Origin of the sequence: Paenibacillus sp. NFR01, from assembly GCF_900111565.1 — a bacterium.
Taxonomy (GTDB): Bacteria; Bacillota; Bacilli; order Paenibacillales; family Paenibacillaceae; genus Paenibacillus_AQ.
The window spans coordinates 300,808-323,363 of sequence record NZ_FOIK01000004.1; the positions used below are offsets into that span (position 1 = coordinate 300,808).

17 protein-coding genes are annotated in these 22,556 nt (G+C 59.4%); 11 read left to right on the top strand and 6 right to left on the bottom strand.

What is annotated here, in order from left to right; translation table 11 throughout:
• From BMW84_RS18685 to BMW84_RS18700, 4 genes are all read left to right on the top strand, one after another.
• On the top strand, nucleotides 1-690 hold a 690-nt coding region (locus tag BMW84_RS18685; protein ID WP_139209651.1), incomplete at its 5' end, for a DUF6385 domain-containing protein.
• A gap of 98 nt (nucleotides 691-788) precedes the next feature.
• Nucleotides 789-2,834 (top strand): glycosyltransferase, encoded by a 2,046-nt coding sequence (locus tag BMW84_RS18690; protein ID WP_175498894.1) that lies wholly within the window; start codon nucleotides 789-791, stop codon nucleotides 2,832-2,834.
• Complete coding sequence (locus BMW84_RS18695) at nucleotides 2,831-4,477, top strand: tetratricopeptide repeat-containing glycosyltransferase family 2 protein (protein WP_175498896.1); 1,647 nt, start codon at nucleotides 2,831-2,833, stop codon at nucleotides 4,475-4,477. The genes BMW84_RS18690 and BMW84_RS18695 overlap by 4 nt, the downstream gene beginning before the upstream one ends.
• Before the next feature lie 12 nt (nucleotides 4,478-4,489).
• Nucleotides 4,490-6,697, top strand: a complete 2,208-nt coding sequence (locus BMW84_RS18700) for a glycosyltransferase (RefSeq protein WP_091071003.1) — start codon at nucleotides 4,490-4,492, stop codon at nucleotides 6,695-6,697.
• Nucleotides 6,698-6,997: 300 nt separating this feature from the next.
• Here BMW84_RS18700 and BMW84_RS18710 read toward each other — a convergent pair whose 3' ends face one another.
• The 5 genes from BMW84_RS18710 to BMW84_RS18730 form a co-directional block, all read right to left on the bottom strand.
• Entirely contained in the window at nucleotides 6,998-7,996 is a 999-nt protein-coding gene (locus tag BMW84_RS18710; protein ID WP_091071006.1) for a hypothetical protein, read from the bottom strand.
• 36 nt (nucleotides 7,997-8,032) lie between these two features.
• Nucleotides 8,033-9,370, bottom strand: coding sequence for a hypothetical protein (locus BMW84_RS18715; RefSeq protein ID WP_091071009.1), 1,338 nt, complete (start codon nucleotides 9,368-9,370; stop codon nucleotides 8,033-8,035).
• Nucleotides 9,370-10,890: a glycosyltransferase family protein gene (locus BMW84_RS18720; RefSeq protein WP_091071011.1), complete on the bottom strand. Its 1,521-nt coding sequence runs from the start codon at nucleotides 10,888-10,890 to the stop codon at nucleotides 9,370-9,372. Before BMW84_RS18720 ends, BMW84_RS18715 begins: the two co-directional genes overlap by 1 nt.
• A 90-nt stretch (nucleotides 10,891-10,980) precedes the next feature.
• Complete coding sequence (yunB, locus tag BMW84_RS18725) at nucleotides 10,981-12,057, bottom strand: sporulation protein YunB (RefSeq protein ID WP_368086730.1); 1,077 nt, start codon at nucleotides 12,055-12,057, stop codon at nucleotides 10,981-10,983.
• 122 nt (nucleotides 12,058-12,179) lie between these two features.
• On the bottom strand, nucleotides 12,180-12,794 hold the full coding sequence (locus BMW84_RS18730) for a TVP38/TMEM64 family protein (protein WP_091071012.1): 615 nt from the start codon (nucleotides 12,792-12,794) through the stop codon (nucleotides 12,180-12,182).
• Nucleotides 12,795-12,980: 186 nt separating this feature from the next.
• Between BMW84_RS18730 and BMW84_RS18735 the strand changes: the two genes are divergently transcribed.
• The 6 genes from BMW84_RS18735 (at nucleotide 12,981) to BMW84_RS18760 (ending at nucleotide 18,424) form a co-directional block, all read left to right on the top strand.
• The gene (locus BMW84_RS18735; protein ID WP_091071014.1) at nucleotides 12,981-13,283 is read left to right on the top strand and encodes a DUF4190 domain-containing protein; all 303 of its coding nucleotides are present in this window, start codon (nucleotides 12,981-12,983) and stop codon (nucleotides 13,281-13,283) included.
• Between the two features lie 142 nt (nucleotides 13,284-13,425).
• Nucleotides 13,426-14,829 (top strand): spore germination protein, encoded by a 1,404-nt coding sequence (locus tag BMW84_RS18740; RefSeq protein ID WP_091071016.1) that lies wholly within the window; start codon nucleotides 13,426-13,428, stop codon nucleotides 14,827-14,829.
• Nucleotides 14,830-14,834: 5 nt separating this feature from the next.
• Nucleotides 14,835-16,019, top strand: coding sequence for a Ger(x)C family spore germination protein (locus tag BMW84_RS18745; protein ID WP_091071018.1), 1,185 nt, complete (start codon nucleotides 14,835-14,837; stop codon nucleotides 16,017-16,019).
• Nucleotides 16,020-16,023: 4 nt separating this feature from the next.
• Nucleotides 16,024-17,112: a GerAB/ArcD/ProY family transporter gene (locus BMW84_RS18750; protein WP_091071019.1), complete on the top strand. Its 1,089-nt coding sequence runs from the start codon at nucleotides 16,024-16,026 to the stop codon at nucleotides 17,110-17,112.
• Nucleotides 17,109-17,315, top strand: a complete 207-nt coding sequence (locus BMW84_RS18755) for a hypothetical protein (protein ID WP_091071023.1) — start codon at nucleotides 17,109-17,111, stop codon at nucleotides 17,313-17,315. The genes BMW84_RS18750 and BMW84_RS18755 overlap by 4 nt, the downstream gene beginning before the upstream one ends.
• Before the next feature lie 98 nt (nucleotides 17,316-17,413).
• A complete protein-coding gene (locus BMW84_RS18760; RefSeq protein WP_091071025.1) occupies nucleotides 17,414-18,424 on the top strand; it encodes a LacI family DNA-binding transcriptional regulator in 1,011 nt (336 codons plus the stop codon).
• 12 nt (nucleotides 18,425-18,436) lie between these two features.
• Here BMW84_RS18760 and BMW84_RS18765 read toward each other — a convergent pair whose 3' ends face one another.
• The gene (locus BMW84_RS18765) at nucleotides 18,437-19,261 is read right to left on the bottom strand and encodes an AraC family transcriptional regulator (protein ID WP_091071192.1); all 825 of its coding nucleotides are present in this window, start codon (nucleotides 19,259-19,261) and stop codon (nucleotides 18,437-18,439) included.
• A 116-nt stretch (nucleotides 19,262-19,377) separates the two neighbouring features.
• Here BMW84_RS18765 and BMW84_RS18770 point away from each other — a divergent pair, with 116 nt between their 5' ends.
• Nucleotides 19,378-22,500: a beta-galactosidase, LacZ type gene (locus BMW84_RS18770; protein WP_091071026.1), complete on the top strand. Its 3,123-nt coding sequence runs from the start codon at nucleotides 19,378-19,380 to the stop codon at nucleotides 22,498-22,500.
• Nucleotides 22,501-22,556 lie beyond the last annotated feature (56 nt).

Consider the following 22,556-nt stretch of genomic DNA (forward strand, 5'->3'; position numbering starts at 1 on the left):
GCGACGGTTACTGCCGGTACATTGACCAGCGTGCTCGGCGCAACCATTACCGCCGGTACGATTAACAGCGTGCTTGGCACAACAATCACTGCCGGTACACTCTCGTCAGCCGGTACTGTAACCAACTTGCTCGACGGTACCATTTCCAGCGTGCTCGGCGCGACGGTTACTGCAGGTACATTGACAAGCGTGCTCGGAGCGACGATCACCGCCGGTACACTCTCTTCTGCCGGCACCGTAACCAACTTGCTCGACGGTACCATTTCCAGTGTGCTCGGCGCGACTATCACAGCCGGTACGATCAACAGCATCCTCGGCGCGACCATTACCGGAGGGACGCTCAGCAGCGTGACCTCGATTTCGCAGCGGAACTTCATCGAGCTGGCAACGACCGGAATCACGACGGCGGATGCCTATACGCCGCTTCCGGCGAATACGACGAGCGTGCTCGGAACGTATTCCTATTTCATCGTCAATACCGGCGCGAACCCCGTGAATACCCGGGTCGAAGTCAGCGCCGACGGCGCGAACTATTTTATCGATACCACGGGCGACAATCCGCTGCCGGCAGGCTCCGTCGACGTAATCGTTCCGGCGCGCTTCCTCAAATACACCCGCTTGTCCTACCAGTCGGCAACGCCGGGGGCAGCTTCGTCCATTGATGTCTACTTCGATGCCCAAGGAACCTAACCCGTAACCGACGCATAAGATGAAAGATCAACCGGAGTACATGGCACGCCATGTGCTCTTCTTTTTCGTCCCGGGTCCATTTGCAAGGAGGATACGATATGCCTACACCGACGCTCGGAATACTTCTCATCGTGAAAAATGAAGCCGATCTGCTCCCGCGCTGCCTGGAATCCGTTTCGGCGGCAGACGAACTTATCGTGGTCGATACCGGCTCAACGGATCACTCTGCCGAAATCGCAGCGTCCTGCGGGGCGAAGATCCTGCACCATGCGTGGGCGGAGGATTTTTCAAAAGCACGCAACGCCGGGCTGGAGCTGGCCTCCACCGACTGGGTGCTCGTCCTGGATGCCGATGAAATCCTCGTGACGCCCGTCGCTGAGATCAAAGACATTTTAGCCGCTACGCCTCTCCTGGCGTGCACGGTGCGCATCGAAAACCATTTTGGGCCGAATCGCGAAGACCGGATCATTCACACCGCAGTCCGGCTGTTCCGCACCGGATACGGCTTCCGCTACAGCGGCAGGATTCACGAAAGCGTGGAGCCGTCCATCATAGGCAGCCATGGAATAGGCGCGATCGGCTTTTCTGCGGTCCACCTGGTTCATACGGGCTATCTTCCGGAACGGATGGAGCACACGCAAAAGCTTGCCCGCAACGAACGGCTGCTGCGCCTGGCGCTGGCCGAGAACCCGGACGATCCGTTTACCCGTTACAATCTCGCGGTCCATTGCTGCCAAACCGGCCATCTGGAAGATGCCGAACAGCTGCTTACCGACACGCTGGCCCGGGCCCCCATGCAAGCTTCTTACCGGCCAACGATGGTCCGCGACTTGGGAAAAATCGAGCTGGCCACCGGAAAAATTCCGCAGCTCCGCAACCTCCTGGCCGATGAGCTGCCGCGTTATCCCGACTATCCGGATTTGCACGTAATGGAGGGGCAGGCCCTGGAGAGCCAAGGGCTGCTGGAACGCGCCTTTGAAAGTTATGGACGGGCGGCCGACTGCGGAAGCAGCAACAATCCGGGCGAAAAATACGCACTGGAGCTCGGCATGGCCACCTTCCGCCCGCTCCACCGGATGGGCGTCCTTGCCCGGAGGCTGGGCCGGCACGAGGAGGCGGCGCGGCTGTTCCACCGCAGCCTTCTTGGTCATCCGCTGTACGTGCCGGCGCTGACGGGCATCGCCGATGTATTCATTCATCTTCATGCGGCCGACACGGCCATTGCCGGGCTGCTGACCTCCCTGGTTGGGACGGATTCGGCAGCAGGCTGGGCCTCCATGCTCGAAGCGCTCGATTCGATTGGCGCCTATGAGGCCATTTCGGCTTTGCCGCAGCCGCCGATGGATTTGGAGCCGCAAGCTTGGGCCAGAATCATTGCCGCCCGGATCGGGACGAATAAATATGCAGAAGCCGACGGCATGCTCGGCAAGATGTTAACTTCACGGACTGCGGATTTCGCAAACCACGCGCATAGGCTGGTCTGGCTGGAGTTATATGCCCTATCCCGATGGGACCGCGGGCTGGCTATGGAGCCGGTACCGGCCGGAGAACTCCCGGGCTTGGAAAAAACCTTCCTGCACATCGAACAAACGCTGCTGCACGGACCCACTTTACCGGAAGACCACCATTCAGGTTCGCCTCCTGCCGAATTTGTCGCCGGTTTGATCCGCCGATCCGTGAAGCTACGCAGGTATACGCTTGCCGCGGCACTGGCCGACCGTTTCCCGGGTCACCTGGCCGGTTTGGCCGAAGCGCTGTATGAGGCGGGCCGGCGGGCGGAAGCCGGAGAGCTGATAATTACCCTGGCCCGGGAAGACCAATTATCCTGCCGTCTCTGCCACTACCTCGGGGAAATGCTGCTGGACAAAGGCCATTATGCAGAAGCGGCCGGATGGTTTCAAAGGGCAAGCCGCGACCGGCCCGAAGCCGAAGGCGATGCATCCCGGATGGCGCTGGCGTTTTGTTATTTACAGCAGGCAGAGCAGGATTTGCGCGAAGCCGTGCAGCGCTTGGGCAACGACGGCGGCGGTTCTGCGCTGACCGAAGAAATAGAGTCCACGCGGCAGGCCATTCTTTTGCTGAACCGCATCCCCTGGCACACCGAATGGAGCAGCTGCCAACGGCGGGAGGGGAGTACGCCATGAACACACGGCCCAAACTGCCGATTTCCTTATGCATGATTGTGAAAAATGAAGCGGACACGCTGGCCCGCTGCCTGAAAAGCGTCGCCGGCGTGGCCGACGAGCTGATCGTCGTCGATACCGGCTCGACGGACGGAACCGCTGAGATTGCCCGGCGCTTCGGCGCGGACGTGGTGGATTATCCCTGGAACGGCGACTTCGCCGCCGCCCGCAACGCGGGACTCCGCCGGGCGAAAGGCGCCTGGATTCTCGTGCTGGATGCCGACGAAGAGCTGGACGAAAGCGGAAAAGCGGAGCTTTTGCTGTGCGCGGCGCATCCGGAGTACGAGGCGTTTTTTCTCCGCATCCATAATCACCAGGGAAAAGACCGGACATCGCCGACCATCACCGTGAACCCGATTATCCGCCTGTTCCGCAACCGCCCGGGCCACCGCTTCTGCGGGGCCATCCATGAGCAAATCGCCTCCGTGATCCTTGAACAAAAACCCGGGGCCGCGATGCATCTCAGCGGAGTTGTTGTGCACCATTACGGGTACGCCGCCGAAGTCGTCGCCAAAAAGGATAAAATCAAACGCAATATCGAGCTGCTGCAGAACGAACTGAACCGCGAGCCGGACAACGCCTTCCATCATTTCAATATGGCCGTGGAGCACATGCGGATCGGCGATTCCCGCAAAGCGCTACAGCATATCCGCCGGTCGCTGGAAACCGCTCAAGCGGACAGCAGCTTCATCCATCTTTTGTACAAATACGAAGTGCGGTGCCTGTCAGCGCTTGAAGCGTTCCCCGCGGCGCTGGAGGCCTGCGAACGCGGCATCGCCCTGCTCCCGAATTATCCCGACCTTCATCATGCCCACGGCGTGCTGCAGCTGCAGCTGGGCAATCTTGCCGCCGCCAAAAAAGCGTTTCGGAAGGCCATCGCCATCGGCGACGCGCCGCCGGGTTATCATACGGAAGCCGGGCTGGGCACGTATGCAACGTTAGGCCTTTTGGCGCGGGTATGCGAAGAGACCGGAGCCCGGCAGGAGGCCGCCGCCTTTTATGGGCAGGCAGCCCGGCGGCATCCGCAGCGGCCCTGGCCGCTGGTCGCCCGGATGATCCGCGCTTATAAAGGAAGCGGCCGCGAGCGTGACATTGCCCGCGAGCTGCAGGCCATTTGGAGCAGCGGAACTGGCTCAGGCGGTGGCCCCGTTGAAGCCGATGCCCCTTGGACTCAGGCCGCCCGGCTGCTGATTGAGGAAGGCTGCTTCGCGGCTGCCGCCGACTGGCTGGAAGGGGCGAGCGGCATGGCGGGCGATCCGGCTGAAGCCATGCGGGGCGAGCAGCGTGAAATGACACAAGGATTGCCGGTCGTTCAAGCCGGGGTGACGGACGATCCGCAGGCAGATTTGGTCGCACAGCTGCGGACGGCAGGTGCGGCTGATCCGGCCCTGCTTCTACCGGGAGATGCAGCGGCACTGCTGGAGCATCCCTTTTGGGGCGATAAGGCGCAGGACGATCCTGAAACTACGGCTAAGCTCCAGCGTGCCCGTTCGCTGACGGCGACGGCGAATGCCGTGCTGGCGTCACTGCCGCCCCATTCCGCGTATGCACCGGCTGCGGACCGCGTGCGGCTGGCGCTCCCTTTTTCCCATTCAGACTTGTAGGAGGCTCGCGCCATGGCTCTTCCCGACCTTTCCTTGTGCATGATCGTCCGAAACGAAGCGCGCCATCTCGGCCGCTGCCTGACCTCCGTCCAGGGACTTGTCCGGGAGATCGTCGTTCTCGATACCGGCTCAACGGATGAAACGGTGCAAATCGCAGAGCGCCATGGGGCGCGCATCGTGGAGCGGCCTTGGAACGACAACTTCTCCGAGCTCCGGAATTTGACGCTGCGCCTGGCCTCTTCCGCCTGGATTCTTGTGCTGGATGCCGATGAAGAGCTGCGGGACTGGGATACGGGGACACTGCGGAGGCTGATGGCCGATGAGCGGGTACACGGGTATTATTTGCCTTTTGTGCATTATGTCGGGGCGGGCGGCGACAACGCTTATGTGACCGATCAGGTGTGCCGGTTGTTCCGCAGGCATGAAGGGATCCTGTTCCGGGGGCAGATCCATGAGGAGGTTGCAGGCAGCATCCGGGAGCTTCCCGGCGGAACCGTCGCTTATGCCGATTTGCCGGTGCATCACTACGGGTATTTGAATCGGGAGCTGTCAATGAAAAATAAAACCGGCCGCAATCTCGGCTTGATCGCCGCCGCGCTGCGGCAGGATCCGGACCAGCCGATGCTGCTGTACGCGCTGGGCAGCGAGTATTACCAGGAGGGCCGGTATGGGGAAGCGGCCGATGTTTTGCTGCCGCTGCTGGACCGGATGCCCGCCGACAGCGGTTATGCCGCCGATGTGCAGCTGAAAACGGCATATGCGCTGCAAATGGACGGCCGGATCCGCGAGGCCTTGCGCGTATATGCCGCCGGCGAAGCGCGGTTTCCGGGTTTTACCGATCTGCTGGAGAGCTACGCCGTGCTGCAGCTGGACGAGGGAAAACCGCAGGAAGCCTACCGGCTGCTGCATCAGGCTATCGACGGCGGCAACCGGCGTTTCCTGTATCCCTCCTCCTCGGGCAGCGGGACCTACCGGACGCGCTGGCTGGCGGGCAAGGTCTGCGAGCGCCTGCTGCGGATCGATGAAGCGCTGGAGCATTATGAACAGGCGGTACGGCAGCAGCCGGGCTTCCGCGCCGCCTGGACCGAGCTCGTCCCGCTGGCGCTGCTGGCCAGCAGGGCGGACCGGCTTACCGACCTGATCCTTTCGCTGGGGACGCAGCTGCCGCCAGCCGTGCTCGGCGTTCTCGTTCCTGCGGCGATGAATGCCCGCGCTTTCGAATGCCTTGGGGCGCTGGCGGCGGCTCCGCAGCTTCCGGCGGCGGTGCGGGAGCTTCTCGCCCTATTGCTGGGGGCGGCGGAGGGCAGCCTGCAGTCTGAACGATCCCCGGTCGCGGCGGGGATAATAACGGATCTGGAAGCACTGCTTGCCTTGTATCCGGACGACATCGCTGTCGCCGAGTATTTGTGGGCAAGCGCGCTGGGCTGCGGCGATGACGCCGCCGCGGCCGCTTGGCTGTCCCGGCTGCTTGCAGCCCGGCCGGGACTCGCGGGAATCCACCGCTGGCTGGCGTATGCCCGCCAGCGGAACGGGCCGCCGGCGGCAGGGGCTCCGCCGCCGGTGCCTGCCCCTCCCGATCTGTCGCATGCCGTGCAGCTGCTGCTCCAGATCGGGGCCTGGGACCGCCTGCTGGACCTGCACCGGACGCTGCCGTCCGGTGCGCTCCGCTGGAGCAGGCTGCCCCAGCCTTTATGGTGCGGGCTGCTGCGCGCGCCCGCACCGGTAAAACGGAAGTGGTGCGCCGTGTACGCCGGCGCCCCCTTCCCGATCCACGGCGCCGCCGATGTGGCGGAATGGCTGCTCTATGCTGCCGTCACCTTGTCGGCAGGGGACATTCCGCAGCTTCGCGGCGCCGAGGAAGCCGCGCTCCGCCGGTATGGCGGAGCCGCGGCAGGGATTGCGCTTGCGCTTCGCGGCAAGCGGCTCGCAGCGGAAGCTTACCCGCCGCTGCCGGACTTGTTGGCTTGGCCATTATCCCCGTCTCCGGAATCCCGGATTCCCTCACTGGGCGGGCAGGCCAAGCCGGATGTTCAAACCTTGCCCTTCCTGCCGCTGCATTCCTTGCATCCATCGCTTCCCCGGGGCATACCTTTCGCTGCTCAGGCTCTGCAGCAGTATACACTAGAGAAGGCTTCCTTCCCCATGTTGTATCTGGTACGCATGGCGCTGCGCGAAAGCGGGGAGCAGACGGCTGCAGCCCCGGCCAAACAGCAAGAGTAGCGACGGGCTATTATGATCCACTTTATCTCCCGCGATATTCCGTACATTGCACTTTGTACAACGAAATCGCTCTTTTTCCGGCCAAAAGCCAAACCGTTGCATTTTGTACAACGGATTGGCTTCAAATGCCGGGAAATCAGCAATTTGGGCGAATTCCATTGCACGGAATGCAATGATATCCAAAAACAGCGGTAAATCGGCCTCATCCGTTGCACAAAATGCAACGACTGCCGATTTACCGCTGCCGATTTACCGCTGCCGATTGCGGCTGCCCTCTCACCAACCTGCTCCGCTCATCGCCTATCGCCTATCTTGCGTCCCGTTTCGTTCCCGCCAGACGCTGAGGCGGGGGTGAGGGTCCAGAAGAGAGTTGGTATGTTCCTGTCCGCTGACACCATCTGCGCTTCCCGCTCCTGCACTGCCATATCCCGCCTTCCCACTACCGGCTCCACCATCACCTATGTTTACGCCACCTGTGTTGCCGTAACCTGCGTTACCATCTGCAGCTTTACCGCCACCTATGTTTACGCCACCTGCACTCCCACCTCCTGCTCCGCCGTCACCTGCACTGCCGCCGTCTCCGCCCGGAGCAAAGCGCAGCCAGCGCTCGGCTTTGCGGCGCAGCGCTTCCGGAGGGAGCGCCCAGCCGTAATGCTTGATGCGCAGCTCGGCAAGGAAGCCGGGCAGCGCCGCATAGGACAGCGGCAGCCGCAGGCTGTCCGGGCCGCCGCAGGCTTTTTCGCTTAGGCTGCCATTCAAGTCTCTTCCGTCATTCCCCTGTCCGGCGCTCTCCCCAGGAAAAAAATAATGATAGTCCGGCAAATATCGCACCAGCGTGCGGGTATGCCGGGTATGGCGGTTCCAGTGGTCATCGTCCCGATAATGAGTAGACCCTCCCCAGAAATCGTAAATCCGAAAGCCGACCCAATCATAAACGTCCTGATTGATCAGGCGCCGCATCTCGCGTTTGGCGGCCTCCTCATAAAACTCATCCGGCCTGACCTGCAGCAGCCAATCCGGTCCGGTTGACACGGCCAGCTCCCAAAGCGCCCGGCTCCGCTCCGGTTCGCGCTCCGGCACGCCGCGGCCCGGCGGTTCCAGTCTCGACACTTTGGCGAACGACTGGCACAACCGCACGGCACTGTCTGTGCCGCCGTCGTTCAGGATGACGATGTCGTCGACAAATTCGCTGAGCTCTTCCAGCAGCTGCTCCAAATAACGGCCGGGCTCGTGCTGCAGCCGCAGCATGGCCGTCAGGCGGTTGCCGGAGATTTTACGTAACGGCTGATACGGATTCACCTTATGATCGCCTCCTTAACGCGAATCGGCCGACGCCTATTCATCGGATGACCGTCCCCGCAAACGTTGTACCGCCTCTTCCAGATCGGCCATCTCGGCAAAGAGTGGCCGGGCCTGCCGGTCCGCTCCCGCCGCCCGCAAAAAGCTGCGGATCGCGGCATGCCTCCGGCCATGCAGCAGATTCAGCGTGCCTTCGACAACCGATAGCGGAAACGCCTCTGCGCCCACGGAAGCCTCCGCCAGGCCATCGGCCGGGGAGACCGGCTTCGCATCGCCTGCCTCCGCATCCGCGGCATCGCCGCTTTCCTTGCGCAGCAGCGCCAGCGCCTGCTCCCACTGGTACGCATCGAGATAGCTCTGCAGCAGCAGCGGTCCCGCTTCCGGCAGCGCCGACCGCTCCAGAATCCGTACGACGGCGCCCGCATCTTCATTGACGCGGAACAGCTCTGCCCGCACCAGTTCGCGGTATTCCCCGCCGGCTTCCAGCCAGCGGCGCAGCTCCTCCGCTTTGGCTTTTTCAGCCGACGTAAACGCGGTAATGGCATATTGGGAAACGGCCAGGTCCAAATTGCCGTTTTTCGCTTCGATCGCCGAAAAAAAACGGTAATGCGAATGCAGGCAATCGCGGTGCCCCTGGAGCAGCATCAACTCAAAAGCCTGTTTGGCATACGGCATCGCGGCATATTCGCCCAGCAGATATAGATAGGAAGCCGCCAGATAATGAACCGCCGGCTGTTCCGGCATCTTCACGCACAACGCTTTGTAATACTCCGCGCGCCGGAGAAGCTGGATTTTTCCGTAATCCGCCGCAGCATCCATGCCCCCGGCATCTGCGGCAGCGTTTAACCTCGCATTCTCACCCGCCGGCCGCCATAACCCGGCAAGCATTCCGCGCCAAACGGCCTCATAATCCGCGAGGAACAGCAGGCGCCCCTCCCGGCGCACCAGCCCGTAGGACAGCCGTTCATCCCCGCCGAGATATACGACCCGGGAACGCCGCAGTTGCTGCTCCAGATAGATCCGTTCGGAGACGGTGGCGACGAGATCCGCACGGGCCGCCAGCAGCGAGCTGTATTTATTCCATAATCCGGCCTCCTCGCCCTCCGGACAAGGTTCGATGAACGCCACCGTATAGGCGGGACGGAGGGCCAGCAGCTCGGGCAGCCAATACGGCGAAGAGACCAGCGCGATGCAGCGCTCCGGCCCCAAATTTGCGATTTCCCCGAGAGATGCGGCCTGAATCCCGCTCTGCTGCCGTTCTTCTTCACTGAGGCTTCCGGCAAAAACAACCTCTCCGCGCTCAGGTAAAAGCTCCAGCAGCCGTTTGTAGCGGTAATCCTGCCAGGAGCCGTGGCTCAAGACGATATACTTCATTAAACGCCACCCTCCCCGCTAGCGGATGACTCTCGGACATAACCCACCGTCCAGGCGGCATGGGGAAATAGCGCCAGCCCGCGCCCCGGTTCCGCCGGACCGATCCGGCCGGGCGCGATGCCGCGGCGGTGGGCGATGCGTCCAAGCGGGACCGACCACCGGGTGAGACCCGGCGCCGGGGGAGGTTCGTTTGCCGCGGCTTCGGCCGGCAGATGGACGACAATGTCCATGCCGCTGCGCTGCAGCGCTTCCGCCAGCTGTTGTATATACCCCCGGGGATAACGCTCTTCCGGGGACAAATAGACGACCGTTTCGCTGGCATACAGGGAAGCGATCTGCTCCAGGGCATGCAGCCACGGCGGCTCGCCTCGCACGAAGATCGCCACATCGCGAACGAGATCCTGCACCGCCGGGCTTTCGCCCTCATCGCCATAACTACCCAACGGCGCCACCCGCTCATTGTACGCATCCCGCCCCGGGGCTTCCGGCCCGCAAACCCCGGCTCCCCGGCTGTTACGCACCCACACCCAGCGTATCCGTCCGCCGCCCAGCTCTGCCCGTAGCTGCTGCTGCCGCACCCTGGCGGCTTCATCGCTCCACTGCTCGTCGAAGAACACCACCGCCGCTGCGGTAAAGACGCTTCCCGGCACCGGGCCCAGCGGGACGAAAGGCTGCAGCGGCAGGGAAGACAACTCGGCAGGAAGCGGCGGGAATAATCCGGCTGGCCGCGTGTCCGGCAGCCCCCACTTCGCCAGATAGGCCCGCCGGCCTTCGTCCAGTCCCGCGGCGGTTTCGAGTTCCTGCAGCGTATGCAGGACATGGACATACGCGCTACGGCACAGCGCCAGCGAGAAGCCCAGCTGCCTTGCCCGCAGGCTCCAGTCGGTCAAAATCAGCGAACGCGCGGCCAGCGAAAGATCAAGGCCTCCCACCCGGCCGAACAGTTCCCGGCGGAAGAGCAGGCATGGACCGCCGAGCGCTTCGGCGTAAGACCAATCATCCCCGTCCGCGCTGCGCAGCCCAGCCGCATAAACCGACAGCTCACGGTCGCTGCCGAAGTGGTAACGCCCGCCTTCCTGCGGACGTTCCGCCGCGGAGAGCGGCGCTGCGAGCGCAACTCCAGGATCGTCGATCAGCGGCCAGAGCAGGGCGTCCAACCAGCCCGGGTGTACCATGACCCGGTCTTCCAGCAGCAGGACGTATGAAGTCTCTGCGGCCGCGAGTGCCGCGTTCAGTCCGAAGCCGCGCTCAAACGGAATAAACCGGAGCGCCCGTTCGTCGCCGAATGCTTCCGTAACCGCGGCAAGCGGAAAAGCCGCCTCCATCGAGACGGCAACAACCTTTATGCGAGGTTGCGAATGAAGCAGCAGGAGCCGCAGCGCTTCGGCGGCCCACTGCGCATGGCGAAGCTCCACCACAACCGTAATCCCGTCTTTTGCCGGCAGGGGCAGCATCCCCTCCCGTTCCAGATACCGGTATCTTTTGGCGAGACGCAACAGGGTAACCGAATCGTTTTGCATGCCTGCTCACACTCCTATCCGTGCTACCTATAGTGTATGAGCGCGATTTTCCCGATATCCCAGCAGAATGGGCGGCCTCGTCCGCTGCGTCTACTCTCCGCCGCTGTTTCCGGCGCTTCCCGCGTTATCTTCCCCCGAGTTCGCCGCAGGAGCATTCTCGCCGCCGGGCGCGTTGCCGCTTGGCGCGGTGTTTGTCCCCGCGTCTCCGCCGGCATCCTCTTTTTCGCCGCTGACCGAAGGTGACGGTATAGCAATGCCCGGCGCGCTGCTGCCGTTCTCTCCGACAGGCTTACCCTGATTGTCGTAGTAATACATCGGCACATCCCCGACTACCATCAGGTAGGAGACCGGGATCTCCGTATCGACGACCTGCGGTTCCATGTCAAACGGAATGACGACCGCAACCTCGGTGACGATATGAATATAGACCTCCACCAGAATCATATTGATGCCCGCATTGGTTTGGCGGGTATTCAGCTCCACCTTGACAGCCCCCTGCGGCTCGATTTTAATCGGGATGTCCGGGCCGAACGAAGCGATGAGCGGACTTTCCAGCGCCTGCCCGAGCGGGATATGCTCCGTTTTGTTCTTCAGCTCCTGCAGGGTGGACTGGATCACCTCCGCCGCCTGCGAAGTGATCCGCATATGTTCCTTGTAATTAAGCATAAAGCCGGAGATCTTTCCGGTTTTATCGGTTTTCCAGTCGATCAGCGCCTTGGCGTCGCCCCCGTCGGCTACCTGCGCGGTGATCGCCTTATTGATCGATTCGGTGGCGATCTGCTTGACGCGGATTTGCGCCAGATGGACGATAGGCGGCCGCATATGGCGCTCCACATAGCGGAGCCCCTGAAGTACCGCTAGAATCAGCACCAGGCTAAAGATCAGCCAGAACCTTCCCCGTCTCCGCGGCTTGACGCTCTTCACCACGGACGCGGCCGGTTTGTCCGCGGAACGCCCCGGTTTGTATTTCCGGCCGCTTCGTCCCGGCACGAACCTGGCCTTCGGGGCCGGCGGCCGGAACACGCCGCCGCGCGAAGGCTTTGCCCGGAAGCCCGGACTGCGCCCGGCCGGCTTTGCGAGGCCGCCCCAGCTTATTCTCGGCAGCCGCATCCGGCCGAGGCCCGGCAGCACCGCCCGGCGGCTCCCCCACTTTTTCACTCTGCCCATTTGTCGTCGTCCCTCCCAGCAGCTTGCGCTTACTACAAGGTATTCAGGCATTGGACAAAAAAGAAGAACGCCCGTCCTGTGAAGGCGGCGTTCTTTCCGATTCATATACGTTGCAAGGGGTTCTATTGCTGGATCCGTTTTTGCTTATCCTCCTGCAGATGCGTCCATTGATTGCGGACGAACACCGCAGCCATTACGACGGCAAATACGCCGTACCACAGCAGATAATCGTTCCACTCGTCCTCCGGTACGATCAGCGTCGAACCGATAGTGCCGAACAGCCAGATGTACGATAGATTTCCGAGGATGGTTCCCCAGATATACGAGCTTTGCCGGATCGGCGAAATCGCCGACATGAAATTAATAATGTTGCTGGGCATCACCGGAACCGTCCGCAGCAGCACCAGCGTCCAGCCGCCGTACCTTTCCAGAATCCGCTGCCACTTATCGTAGCGTTTCAGCTTCGCCCGCCATTTGCGGTCAAACCAGCCGTGCAAATACCGCCGGAACCCATAGTACACCAGGATGGCGCCAAGGTTACAGGCCAACCAGCTGATGACCATGCCGCCGATGACATGAAACACGGAAACATGCAGCACAATCAGAATGACCAGCGGGAAAAAACCGAAAATGCTCTGCAATATCGCAAGCGGAACGGTAACGAGCAGGATGTATGGCCCGCTCAGCCCGAGGCTCTGCAGCAGCCAATCGATCCATCCGTTCATCATTTCTGTCATCCACCCGTTCTCCTTTCCCGCGTCCCCCACCGCTCATAAACCTTCTTACGGGATCATAGCACTTCTTAGGGAGGCTGTAAAACAAATTGAACCCCGCACTTTTTATCCATTTATTTCATATCCTTTTGCTTGGTAAAATGTTATATTATCGCAGACAGCTAAATTGTCCTGGGGGGTATTGAGTTCATGGGTTTTGATCCAAATCTGTACAATTCATCCGGGTATTATCCGCCGCAGCGTTCCAAAACCAACGGCAAGGCCATCGCTGCGCTGGTGCTGGGCATTCTCTCGCTGATTGTCCCTTATGTGGGCATTCTGCTCGGCATTATTGCGATCATACTCGCGGCGATTTCCTTCAAGGAGATCCGCAGAAACGGCGAACAAGGCAAAGGCATGGCGATTGCCGGTCTGGTCTGCGCCATTATCGGCACGCTGATTTACGCGCTGCTGTTAATTTTCGTCGTCTTTGCTGTAGCCATGTACGCATAGCCCGAAAGTGCATGATCCTGTTTTATCTATAGCCGTCCGGCGCTTCCTTGCGCCGGACGGCTATTTGCGTGCATGAAAACAGCCTTTTTCAGGCATGCTATTACTTGCTTGGAACATTTTTGCGGGGATGGAGGGAACAGGAATGGAACGATTTGCTCAGTATATAGAGAGCAGACTCGGCCGGCAGCCCGACTTTAAGGCACATCGCTTTATGGTTGACTCGTCCGTTGCGGTTGTATGTGCTTATCTGGAGACGCTCGTCGACAAAGAGCAGCTGCAGGAACTGGTTATCCTGCCCCTTCTGGAGCTGCGGTTCCCGGAACCTGACTCTATGCACCCGATTGCAAGAATTCGCAGTACTTTATCGGGCAATGCTTATACCTTGGAAGAAGATCCCCGGAAATGGATCTCCGGGGTGACCTCGGGCCAATGCCTTCTGCTTATTGAAGGCGACGAATTCGGCTATCTCCTGGATATTTCCAGCTTCCAGCATCGGAGCATTGAAGAGCCGAAAGCGGAGAAGACCGTTCGCGGTCCGGGCGAAGGCTTTACGGAGAATATTATGACCAATGTCTCCCTGATTCGCAGCCGGGTCAAATCGCCGCAGCTTGTTTTTGAATCTTATACCGTCGGAGAAACGACGCAGACCCGGGTATTCCTTGCCTACCTCCAGGGGCGTCCCTCCGAGCAGCGGCTGCAGCTGTACCGCGATCGCCTTTCCTCCATCCAAACCGATGCCGTCTTCGAAAGCGCCCATGTTGAGCAATTCCTGGAAGAGCAAGAACTTACGCCGTTTCCGAAAACGCTCTACACGGAACGTCCCGATGTAGTCGGTTCACATTTAGTCAACGGGAAAATCGCCGTACTCACGGACGGAACACCATATTGCCTGATCGCGCCGGCGACATTTTTCGAATTTTTTATCAGCGCAGAGGATTATTATCAGAAAGCACTGTTTGCGACACTGCTCCGGTGGCTGCGTTTCCTGTCGTTTCTGTTATCGGTCTATACCCCTAGTATCTACATTGCGCTGACCAATTATCGGCAGGAAATCATTCCCTCGGCGCTGCTGATCAATCTGGCGGCCCAGCGCGAAGGCGTTCCGTTTCCCGCTTTCGTCGAGGCAATCCTGATGCTCCTGATGTTTGAACTGCTGCGTGAAGCGGGCATCCGCATGCCGACGGTAACCGGCCAAGCCATCTCCATCCTCGGCGCGGTGGTACTCGGCCAGGCTGCCGTGGAAGCGGGCCTTGTATCGGCGGCGATGGTCATCGTGGTCGGCATTACCTCGATCGCCAATTTTGTTTCTCCGACATTCGGCTTCGGTATGGCTCAGCGGGTACTGCAATTTTTGTTCATGTTTTTGGCAGTGATCCTGGGCTTATACGGCCTGTTTATCGGAACGCTGCTGCTGATTATCCATCTGGTTTCGCTGAAGACCTCAGGGGAACCGTATCTGTCGCCGATTGCACCAACCCTGAGAAATCGTTACCAAGATACGCTTGTCCGTATGCCTTGGTCGAAAATGAAACCGCCAAAGAGGTAGAACCCATGAAACGATACCTTGTCATGAGCATGCTGCTTATGCTGCTGACGGCCCTCCCTTTGTCCGGCTGCAGCGATTTTAATGAAATCAATAATCTCGCCTTAGTGGATATGGTCGGCGCCGATGTTGATGAGGACGGACTTTATCATGTCTACTACCAGATCGTGAATCCTAACGGGGTGGCCGGGACAAAAGCCGGGAGCGCCCGTTCGCCATTGTATACGTTTGAATTCACCGGGCACACGTGGGCTGAATTCGTAAGCGCGGCATCTCAAACGGTACCTAGGCAGCTGTTTGTCAGCCACTTTCAGGCCTATATCATTTCGGAGCGGCTTGCCAAAAAGGGATTGCAGAATTTGCTAAACGTTCTGGAGAACGACCCCGACCGGCGAATGGCTACCGCAGTTTTGATCACAAAAAGCCCTATTCGGGAGATTATGAACACTTATGTTCCCCTTGAATCAAACCCCGGCAAGGAACTGCGCAATATTCAGAAGCTGCAGTATGACGTTACGGGCAAGGGCAACAACAAATCCCAGCTTAGAGTGCTTTTGGAGACCATGGACACGTCCCAGCTTACCTTTATCTCGAATATTATCCTGAACGATCGGAAGCCTTTCACCACCACCAAACGGTTTGAAACCATCGAAGGTAACCGCGGCAATTACAGCTATACCGGCGCCTCAATCATAAAGCGCGGCCGCTGGATCGGGCAGCTGGAATCGGAGCAGTTGGTCACGCTCTTTTTCGCGCGCGGGGAAGCAAAGTCGTTTGTCAAAAGGCTGCAGGGCAAGGATGAAACAGCCAGCGTGCAAATGATCGGCAAACCAAAACGCTCCATCCGATTGGTAATGCGCGAGGGAAAGCCGATACTGCGAATGACGCTCAAACCCGAACTTCGGATGATGAGCCTAAGCACGCCTGGAAAGCTGGATACCGAGAAGATACGGCGGCTCGAGATCGCTTTCGACGAAGAGATGGAGGACGGGATTAAGCAGCTGCTACGGCTTGGAAGCAATCATCACTGGGATCTGCTAGACCTCGAAAACCGGATCAAACACAAATCTGGAAGACAATGGGCAGCACTCAAACGAGAGCCAAACGGCTGGGAGAAGACGGAAATTCAAGTTCATGTACAGTCATCCATCATAAAAGTGGGAATGATGCTGACACCATACCGGGAGGAGTAGCCAAATGGAAGCGAGGTCCATAACAAACAGACAATATTTCCTGATGGTCGTATTCTCAACGACCAGTACAGCCTTTTTCCTGCTCCCCCCCGTATTGATCGCGAATGCCGGTCCGCATGGGTGGATCGTTCCGATATGGACCGGCTGTGTCGGCATTACAGGCACCCTCTTCTGGATGTACCTGGCTACGAAATTCCCAAAGCTGAATCTGATCGAGATTTGTATCCGGATATTCGGCAGATACGCAGGACGGCTATGCGGACTGCTGCTTGCGTTCGAGATGTTTATGACCTGCTGCTGGGTGATCTACAACCTGCAGGATTTCGTGACCAATACCCAACTCAATAAAACCAATGCTTGGGTCATTGATGCGACTTTTTTACTTCTGGCCCTGTACAGTACCGTTAAAGGCATTACGAGCATTGCACGCACAGCTGAAGTTGTTATGCCCATTGTAACGATTACCTTTCTGCTGTTTTTCATGCTGGTGCTGAATACTTGGGATTGGGGGGAATTTACGCCTGCTCTCGAGGTGAACGGGGACGGTCTCTTCCGCAAGTCCAGCCTTATGATCGCTTTTCCGTTTATGGACGCCTTTTCACTCATCATGATTTTCCCGCTAGTCCAAAAAAAACCGGCTATAACCTACCTCAAGGGGACGATTTTCGCAGCCCTCTTCCTTTCCTTTATTACCTTCATCATTACCGGCTCCCTCGGTATTTCCCGGGCTACCCATCTCACTTATCCCTTGTTTACGATGGCTCAGGAACTGGAGGTCAGCGAATTTCTCGAGCATATGGAGTCTACGATTTCCTTGCTCTGGCTTATGTTCATCTATGTGAAGCTGGCATTTACCTTTTACGCCACAGTGGTGGCTTTGTCTTGTATTTTCAATATCGGCAGCCGGGGACTGATTTCGCTTCCGCTGGCCGTTTTGCTGCTCGGCTTTTCCCAAAGCATGCATCAGAATACAATTTATGATATTGAATGGGTTGCGCGTTATTTGCTGATCCATCACACTTTTTATGCCGTTATTATTCCGCTCGTGCTGATCGGCGCGTACTTGGCTTTCCGGAGGCGGCGCTTTGAATGATGCCCTTTATCTTATGCCTGGTTGCAACGGTCTGGGTGTTCACGTACTTCGTCCGAAAACGCCGGCCCCGCCGGGAGCTCTGGTTCTACGTCGGCTTATCGGCCCTCGGATTGACGCAGATCGCGCTGCTTGCCGTAGGCCATCCCCTTTCCTTGACCGCCTTTGTCGCCGGAATTATCGACCTGCTGCTCGGCCGGCGTTAAGCCTGCCTCTCTCTCCGGCCTCCTCAACCGTTGACTTGTTTTCCCAAGATGAATAGACTTATATCGAACCGATATTGGGTCCGGAGGGTGGCTTGGCAATGCAGCTCAACATTAAGAAAATCGCCGAAATGGCGGGGGTATCCGTCTCCACCGTTTCGAAGATTATGAATAACTATAACGATGTTTCGGAGAAAACGAAAAAACGCGTACTCGACATTATCGAAGAGACCGGCTATTCCCCGAACTATTCTGCTAAAGCGCTGGCAACCCGAACCTCCAATCTGATCGGCGTGATCTTCGCCGGCGAGCTGAACGCGGAGTTTACGCATCCGTTTTTCGTCGAAGTGCTGAACGCCTTCAAGAAGCAGATGGGGCTTCTCGGGTATGACCTGATTTTTTTCTCCAACGAAAAGTTCACCGGCGGCGATTATTTCGCCCGTTGCCTGCATTTTCGGGTGGACGGCTGCGTCATGATTTCCGGACAGCATATGGAGCAGGCCATCCGAGATCTCGATGACAGCGATATTCCCTGCATCGGCGTGGATCTCGAGTTAAAGGGGAAAAGATCGGGGTATGTCATGTCGGACAACGTGCAGATGACCTCGAAGGTCGTGGAGCATTTCTACCTGCAGGGCTACCGGGAGCTCGGCTTCATCGGCAGCAGCGCCGACTCGGTCATCTCGAGCCAGCGGGAAGCCGGCTACCTCGGGGCCATCGAACGTTTCGGGCTCGCCCTGAACCCGGATTGGATCGTGCATGGCGACGATTTCTTCGAAACCAGCGGATATGCAGCCATGAAAGCGATGATGGGCCGCGGACGGCTGCCGCGGGCGGTGTTCGCCGCCTCCGACCTTCTTGCGCTGGGCGCGATCCGGGCGCTGAAAGAGCAGCGGCTGCGCATTCCCGAGGACATCGCCGTTATCGGCTGCGACGACATCGAAGCGTGCAAGTATACCACCCCAACCTTGACTACCATCCGCCAAAACAAGGAACGGCTCGGCGTGCTGGCGGCCCATATGCTGTTTGACCTCATTCATAACCAATCCGAAGGCGGGTCGGTCGTCGTCGAACCGTCGCTGATCGTCCGTGAATCCTGCGGCAGCCGCTAGACGGCCCGGGGTTTACTCCTGAATACCGTGCAGCAGCCGGAAGCGCTCCGGGCTCATGCCCGTCAGCCGCTTGAATACCGCGCAGAAATAACTGATGTTCTCAAAACCGGACAAGTTGGCAATGGCATACATTTTATCGCCGCGGCGGCTGAACATCAGTTGCTTGCTCCGGTTGATCCGCTGCTGGTTGATGTACGCCATCGGGCGGATGCCCAGCGTCTGCTGGAACAGCCGGCATAAGTACTGCGGCGATACGCCGGCAACGAGCGACAGTTCCTCCAGCGTGAGCGGACGATGCAGATTCTCCTCAATAAACGTCAGGATCGGCTGCAGCCGTTTCCGGCCGGCCCGCAAACTTTCCTCCTCCAGGAAGCTCCCTTTCAGATCAAGCAGCAGCGCATACAGCCGCTTGCAGCGTCCCAGATACAACATCTGTTCCTCGCGATCCGTATACTCCAGCAGTTCCTTCAGCGCCGGCAGCAGCGCGGGCGCCTTCAACCGGCGGATGCCCGAGCCGTGAATGCCCGCATAAGCGAGGAGTGTGCTGGCTTCCCTTCCGCGAAAAGATACCCATGCCAACTCCCAGACCCGGCTGATTGGCGTATACCGGTGGTATTCGTCGGGATAGAGCACAAACACATCCCCCGGCCCGACGACCCGGCTGCGTCCCCCGACCTCCAGTTCGCCTTTTCCATCCAGCACCTGCATCAGCTGATAATCCGGAAACCCTTCCGGACGGATCACCTCGCTCTGATGGGCCCAGTAGCCGTAAGTCGTAGGGTACAGCGGCAGCGCCGGGCCGTCTTCGGCCTGGATGAATATCATTTGGCTCTCCATGCGTTCCTCCGGTTTCATATTGTGATAGGTTAAGCGAAAATCCTTCTATATTCCTTTATATTTGCAGAAGATATACTATGAATATATTTTGAGTATACTACAAGGGGATGTTTGCTGTGCGTGCAAAATGGAACTATGCGCCGCCACAAAACGGCTATCCGGAATGGAACAACAATCCGGAAATCTTTGAACTAAACCGGCTGAAGGCCCATGCCGCATTCATGTCGTTTCCGGCGGAGGAACAGGCCCGCTCCGGGAAGCCTGAAACTTCGCCAAGATACCGTTCCTTGAACGGAACCTGGAAATTTTCGTTTGCCGAAACGCCGGAGCTTCGTATCGCCGATTTTTACAAGACCGGCTTTGACTGCAGCGGGTGGGCGGAGATTGCCGTCCCGTCGCACTGGCAGCTCCAAGGCTACGATTATCCTCAATACACCAATGTCCGGTATCCGTGGGCGGAGTCGGAGCCGGAGCTGAAGCCGCCGTTCGCCCCGACGCGTTACAACCCGGTCGGTTCCTATATCCGCAGCTTCGAGGTGCCTGCCGATTGGTCCGGCCAACCGGTGTTCCTCAGCTTTCAGGGCGTGGAATCCGCCTTTTACGTCTGGGTGAACGGCGAGCTCGCCGGTTACAGCGAGGATACGTTCACGCCTGCCGAATTCGATATTACGGCCTACCTGACGGAAGGGGAGAACACGCTGGCCGTCGAGGTCTACCGCTGGTGCGACGCCAGTTGGCTGGAGGATCAGGATTTCTGGCGCCTGAGCGGCATCTTCCGCGACGTTTATCTGTACACGGCGCCGCCGGTGCGCGTAACCGACTTCTTCGTGCATACGGAGCTGGACAACCATTATGAGCATGCCGACCTGAAAGTGGAGATTCAGCTTGAGGATTACTTCGCGGCCCGGCCGGACGGCTGCACCCTGGAGGCCCGGCTCTACGACGCGTCGGGGCAACCGGTTTGGGATGATGCGGTGAGCGGACGGTTTCATTTCGCCGCGGGAAACGAGCAAAGCCTGACATTGTCGGGACATGTGAAGAATCCGCAGAAATGGAGCGCGGAATCGCCGTATTTATACACGCTGACACTCTCTCTTCTGGACGGAAACGGGCTGCTGCTGGAAGCGGCCGGCTGTAAGGTCGGCTTCCGCGCCTTCGAGCTGGACGGCGGGCTGATGAAACTGAACGGCAAACGGATCGTCTTCAAAGGCGTGAACCGCCATGAATTCTCCTGCGAGACGGGCCGGGCCTTGGGCCGGGAAGAAATGCTGACCGACATCCTACTGATGAAGCAATACAATATCAACGCCGTGCGCACTTCGCATTACCCCAATCAGCCGGTCTGGTACGAGCTGTGCGACGAATACGGGCTGTATGTCATTGACGAAACGAATCTCGAAACCCACGGCTCCTGGACCTACGGACAGCAGGAACTTGGCGAGATGAACGTACCCGGCAGCCGGCCGGAATGGCGCGAAAATGTGCTCGACCGCTGCAATTCCATGTTCCAGCGCGATAAAAATCATCCGTCCATTCTCATCTGGTCGCTCGGCAATGAGTCCTTCGGGGGGGACAACTTTATCGCCATGCATGATTTCCTGAAGGCAGCCGATCCGGCGCGGCTCGTTCATTATGAAGGGGTATTCCATTACCCGCCGTCCGCAGCCGCTACCGATATCGAATCGACGATGTACATCAAACCGCATGACGTGGAAGCTTATGCCCGGAATCATCCGCAGAAGCCCTACATTCTCTGCGAATACAGCCATGCCATGGGCAATTCGTGCGGCGGGCTGCATCTGTATACCCGGCTGTTCGACCAATATGACATTCTGCAAGGCGGCTTTATCTGGGACTGGGTGGACCAGGCAATCCGTACCCAAACGGAAGGCGGCATCTCCTATCTCGCGTACGGGGGGGATTTCGGCGAATCCCCGCATGACGGCAATTTCAGCGGCAACGGGCTGCTGTTCGCCGACCGGACCGTCACGCCGAAACTTGCCGAGGTCAAGAAATGTTACCAGAACGCCGAATGGACCGCGCTGAACGCCGCCGAAGGCCGTTTTCGGCTGCGCAACCAACATCTGTTCACGGATTTAAGCGAGTTCGACTTGAACTGGGAGCTGCTGCTGGACGGCGTTCCGGCAGCCGGCGGGCGTCTGGAATGTGCCCTGGCCCCGGGCGAAGAGGCAGAGATCGCGCTTCCCGCAGGCCTGCTCCCGTCTTTCGGGCAGCGGGAAGCCCTGCTGACCCTCTCCCTGGCGCTGCGCGAAGGTACGGCTTGGGCCGCAGCCGGCCACGAAATCGCCTGGGAGCAGTTCCTGCTTGCGCCGGGAACTCCAGGCGCAATCCCGGTTGCCGCCGGGGGAGCGCTTGCCGCCTCCGAAGACGGCGGCAAGCTGAGTATCGGCGGCGAGGGCTTCTCCGTCGCCTTCGGCACCGCCACCGGCGACTGGATCTCTTATGCCGCAGCCGGACGCGAGCTGCTGCTGGAGCCGTCCGCGCCGAACTTCTGGCGCGCCGTAACGGACAACGACCTCGGCAACAAGCTGCCGGCCCGCGCCGCCGTGTGGCGGGAAGCCGCGGCCGGACGGCAGCTCGCCGAATTCTCCTGGAGCGCCGAAACCGGCCGTGTGCGGGTGCGTTCGGTTTATCACCTGCCGACCGCGCCGGTCTCCCTGCTGACGCTGGAGTATGAAATCCGCCCGGACGGCTCCGTTGAGGTGACGGAGCAGCTGCAGCCGGGCGGCGATTCACTCCCGGACATCCCCGAATTCGGGATGCGCTTCGTGCTGGACGAGCGCTTCAGCCGGCTCGACTGGTACGGCCGCGGCCCGCATGAGAATTACTGGGACCGCAAAACCGGAGCCAAGCTCGGCCGTTATGCCGGCACGGTCAAGGAGCAATACACGCCGTATCTGCGCCCGCAGGAATGCGGCAACAAAACGGATGTGCGCGAAGCCGCCATCACCTTGCAGGAAGGCGACGGTCCAGGCAAGGGGCTGACCTTCACCGGCAGCCTGCCGTTCGAGTTCAATGCGCTGCCATGGTCCTTCGAGGAGCTGGAAGCCAGCGATCACGGCTACAAGCTGCCCGCTTCGCACCGCAGCGTCGTCAGAGTCAATTACAAGCAGATGGGCGTCGGCGGCGACGACAGCTGGGGCGCTCCGGTCCACGAGGAATTTACGTTGCCGGCCAACCGCGCCTACAGTTTCCGCTTTACGGTGTCGCTGGCGTAAGATCGCGGGGCTCCATCATTTATACTAAAAAAGACAGCTCCACACCGGCATCGGCC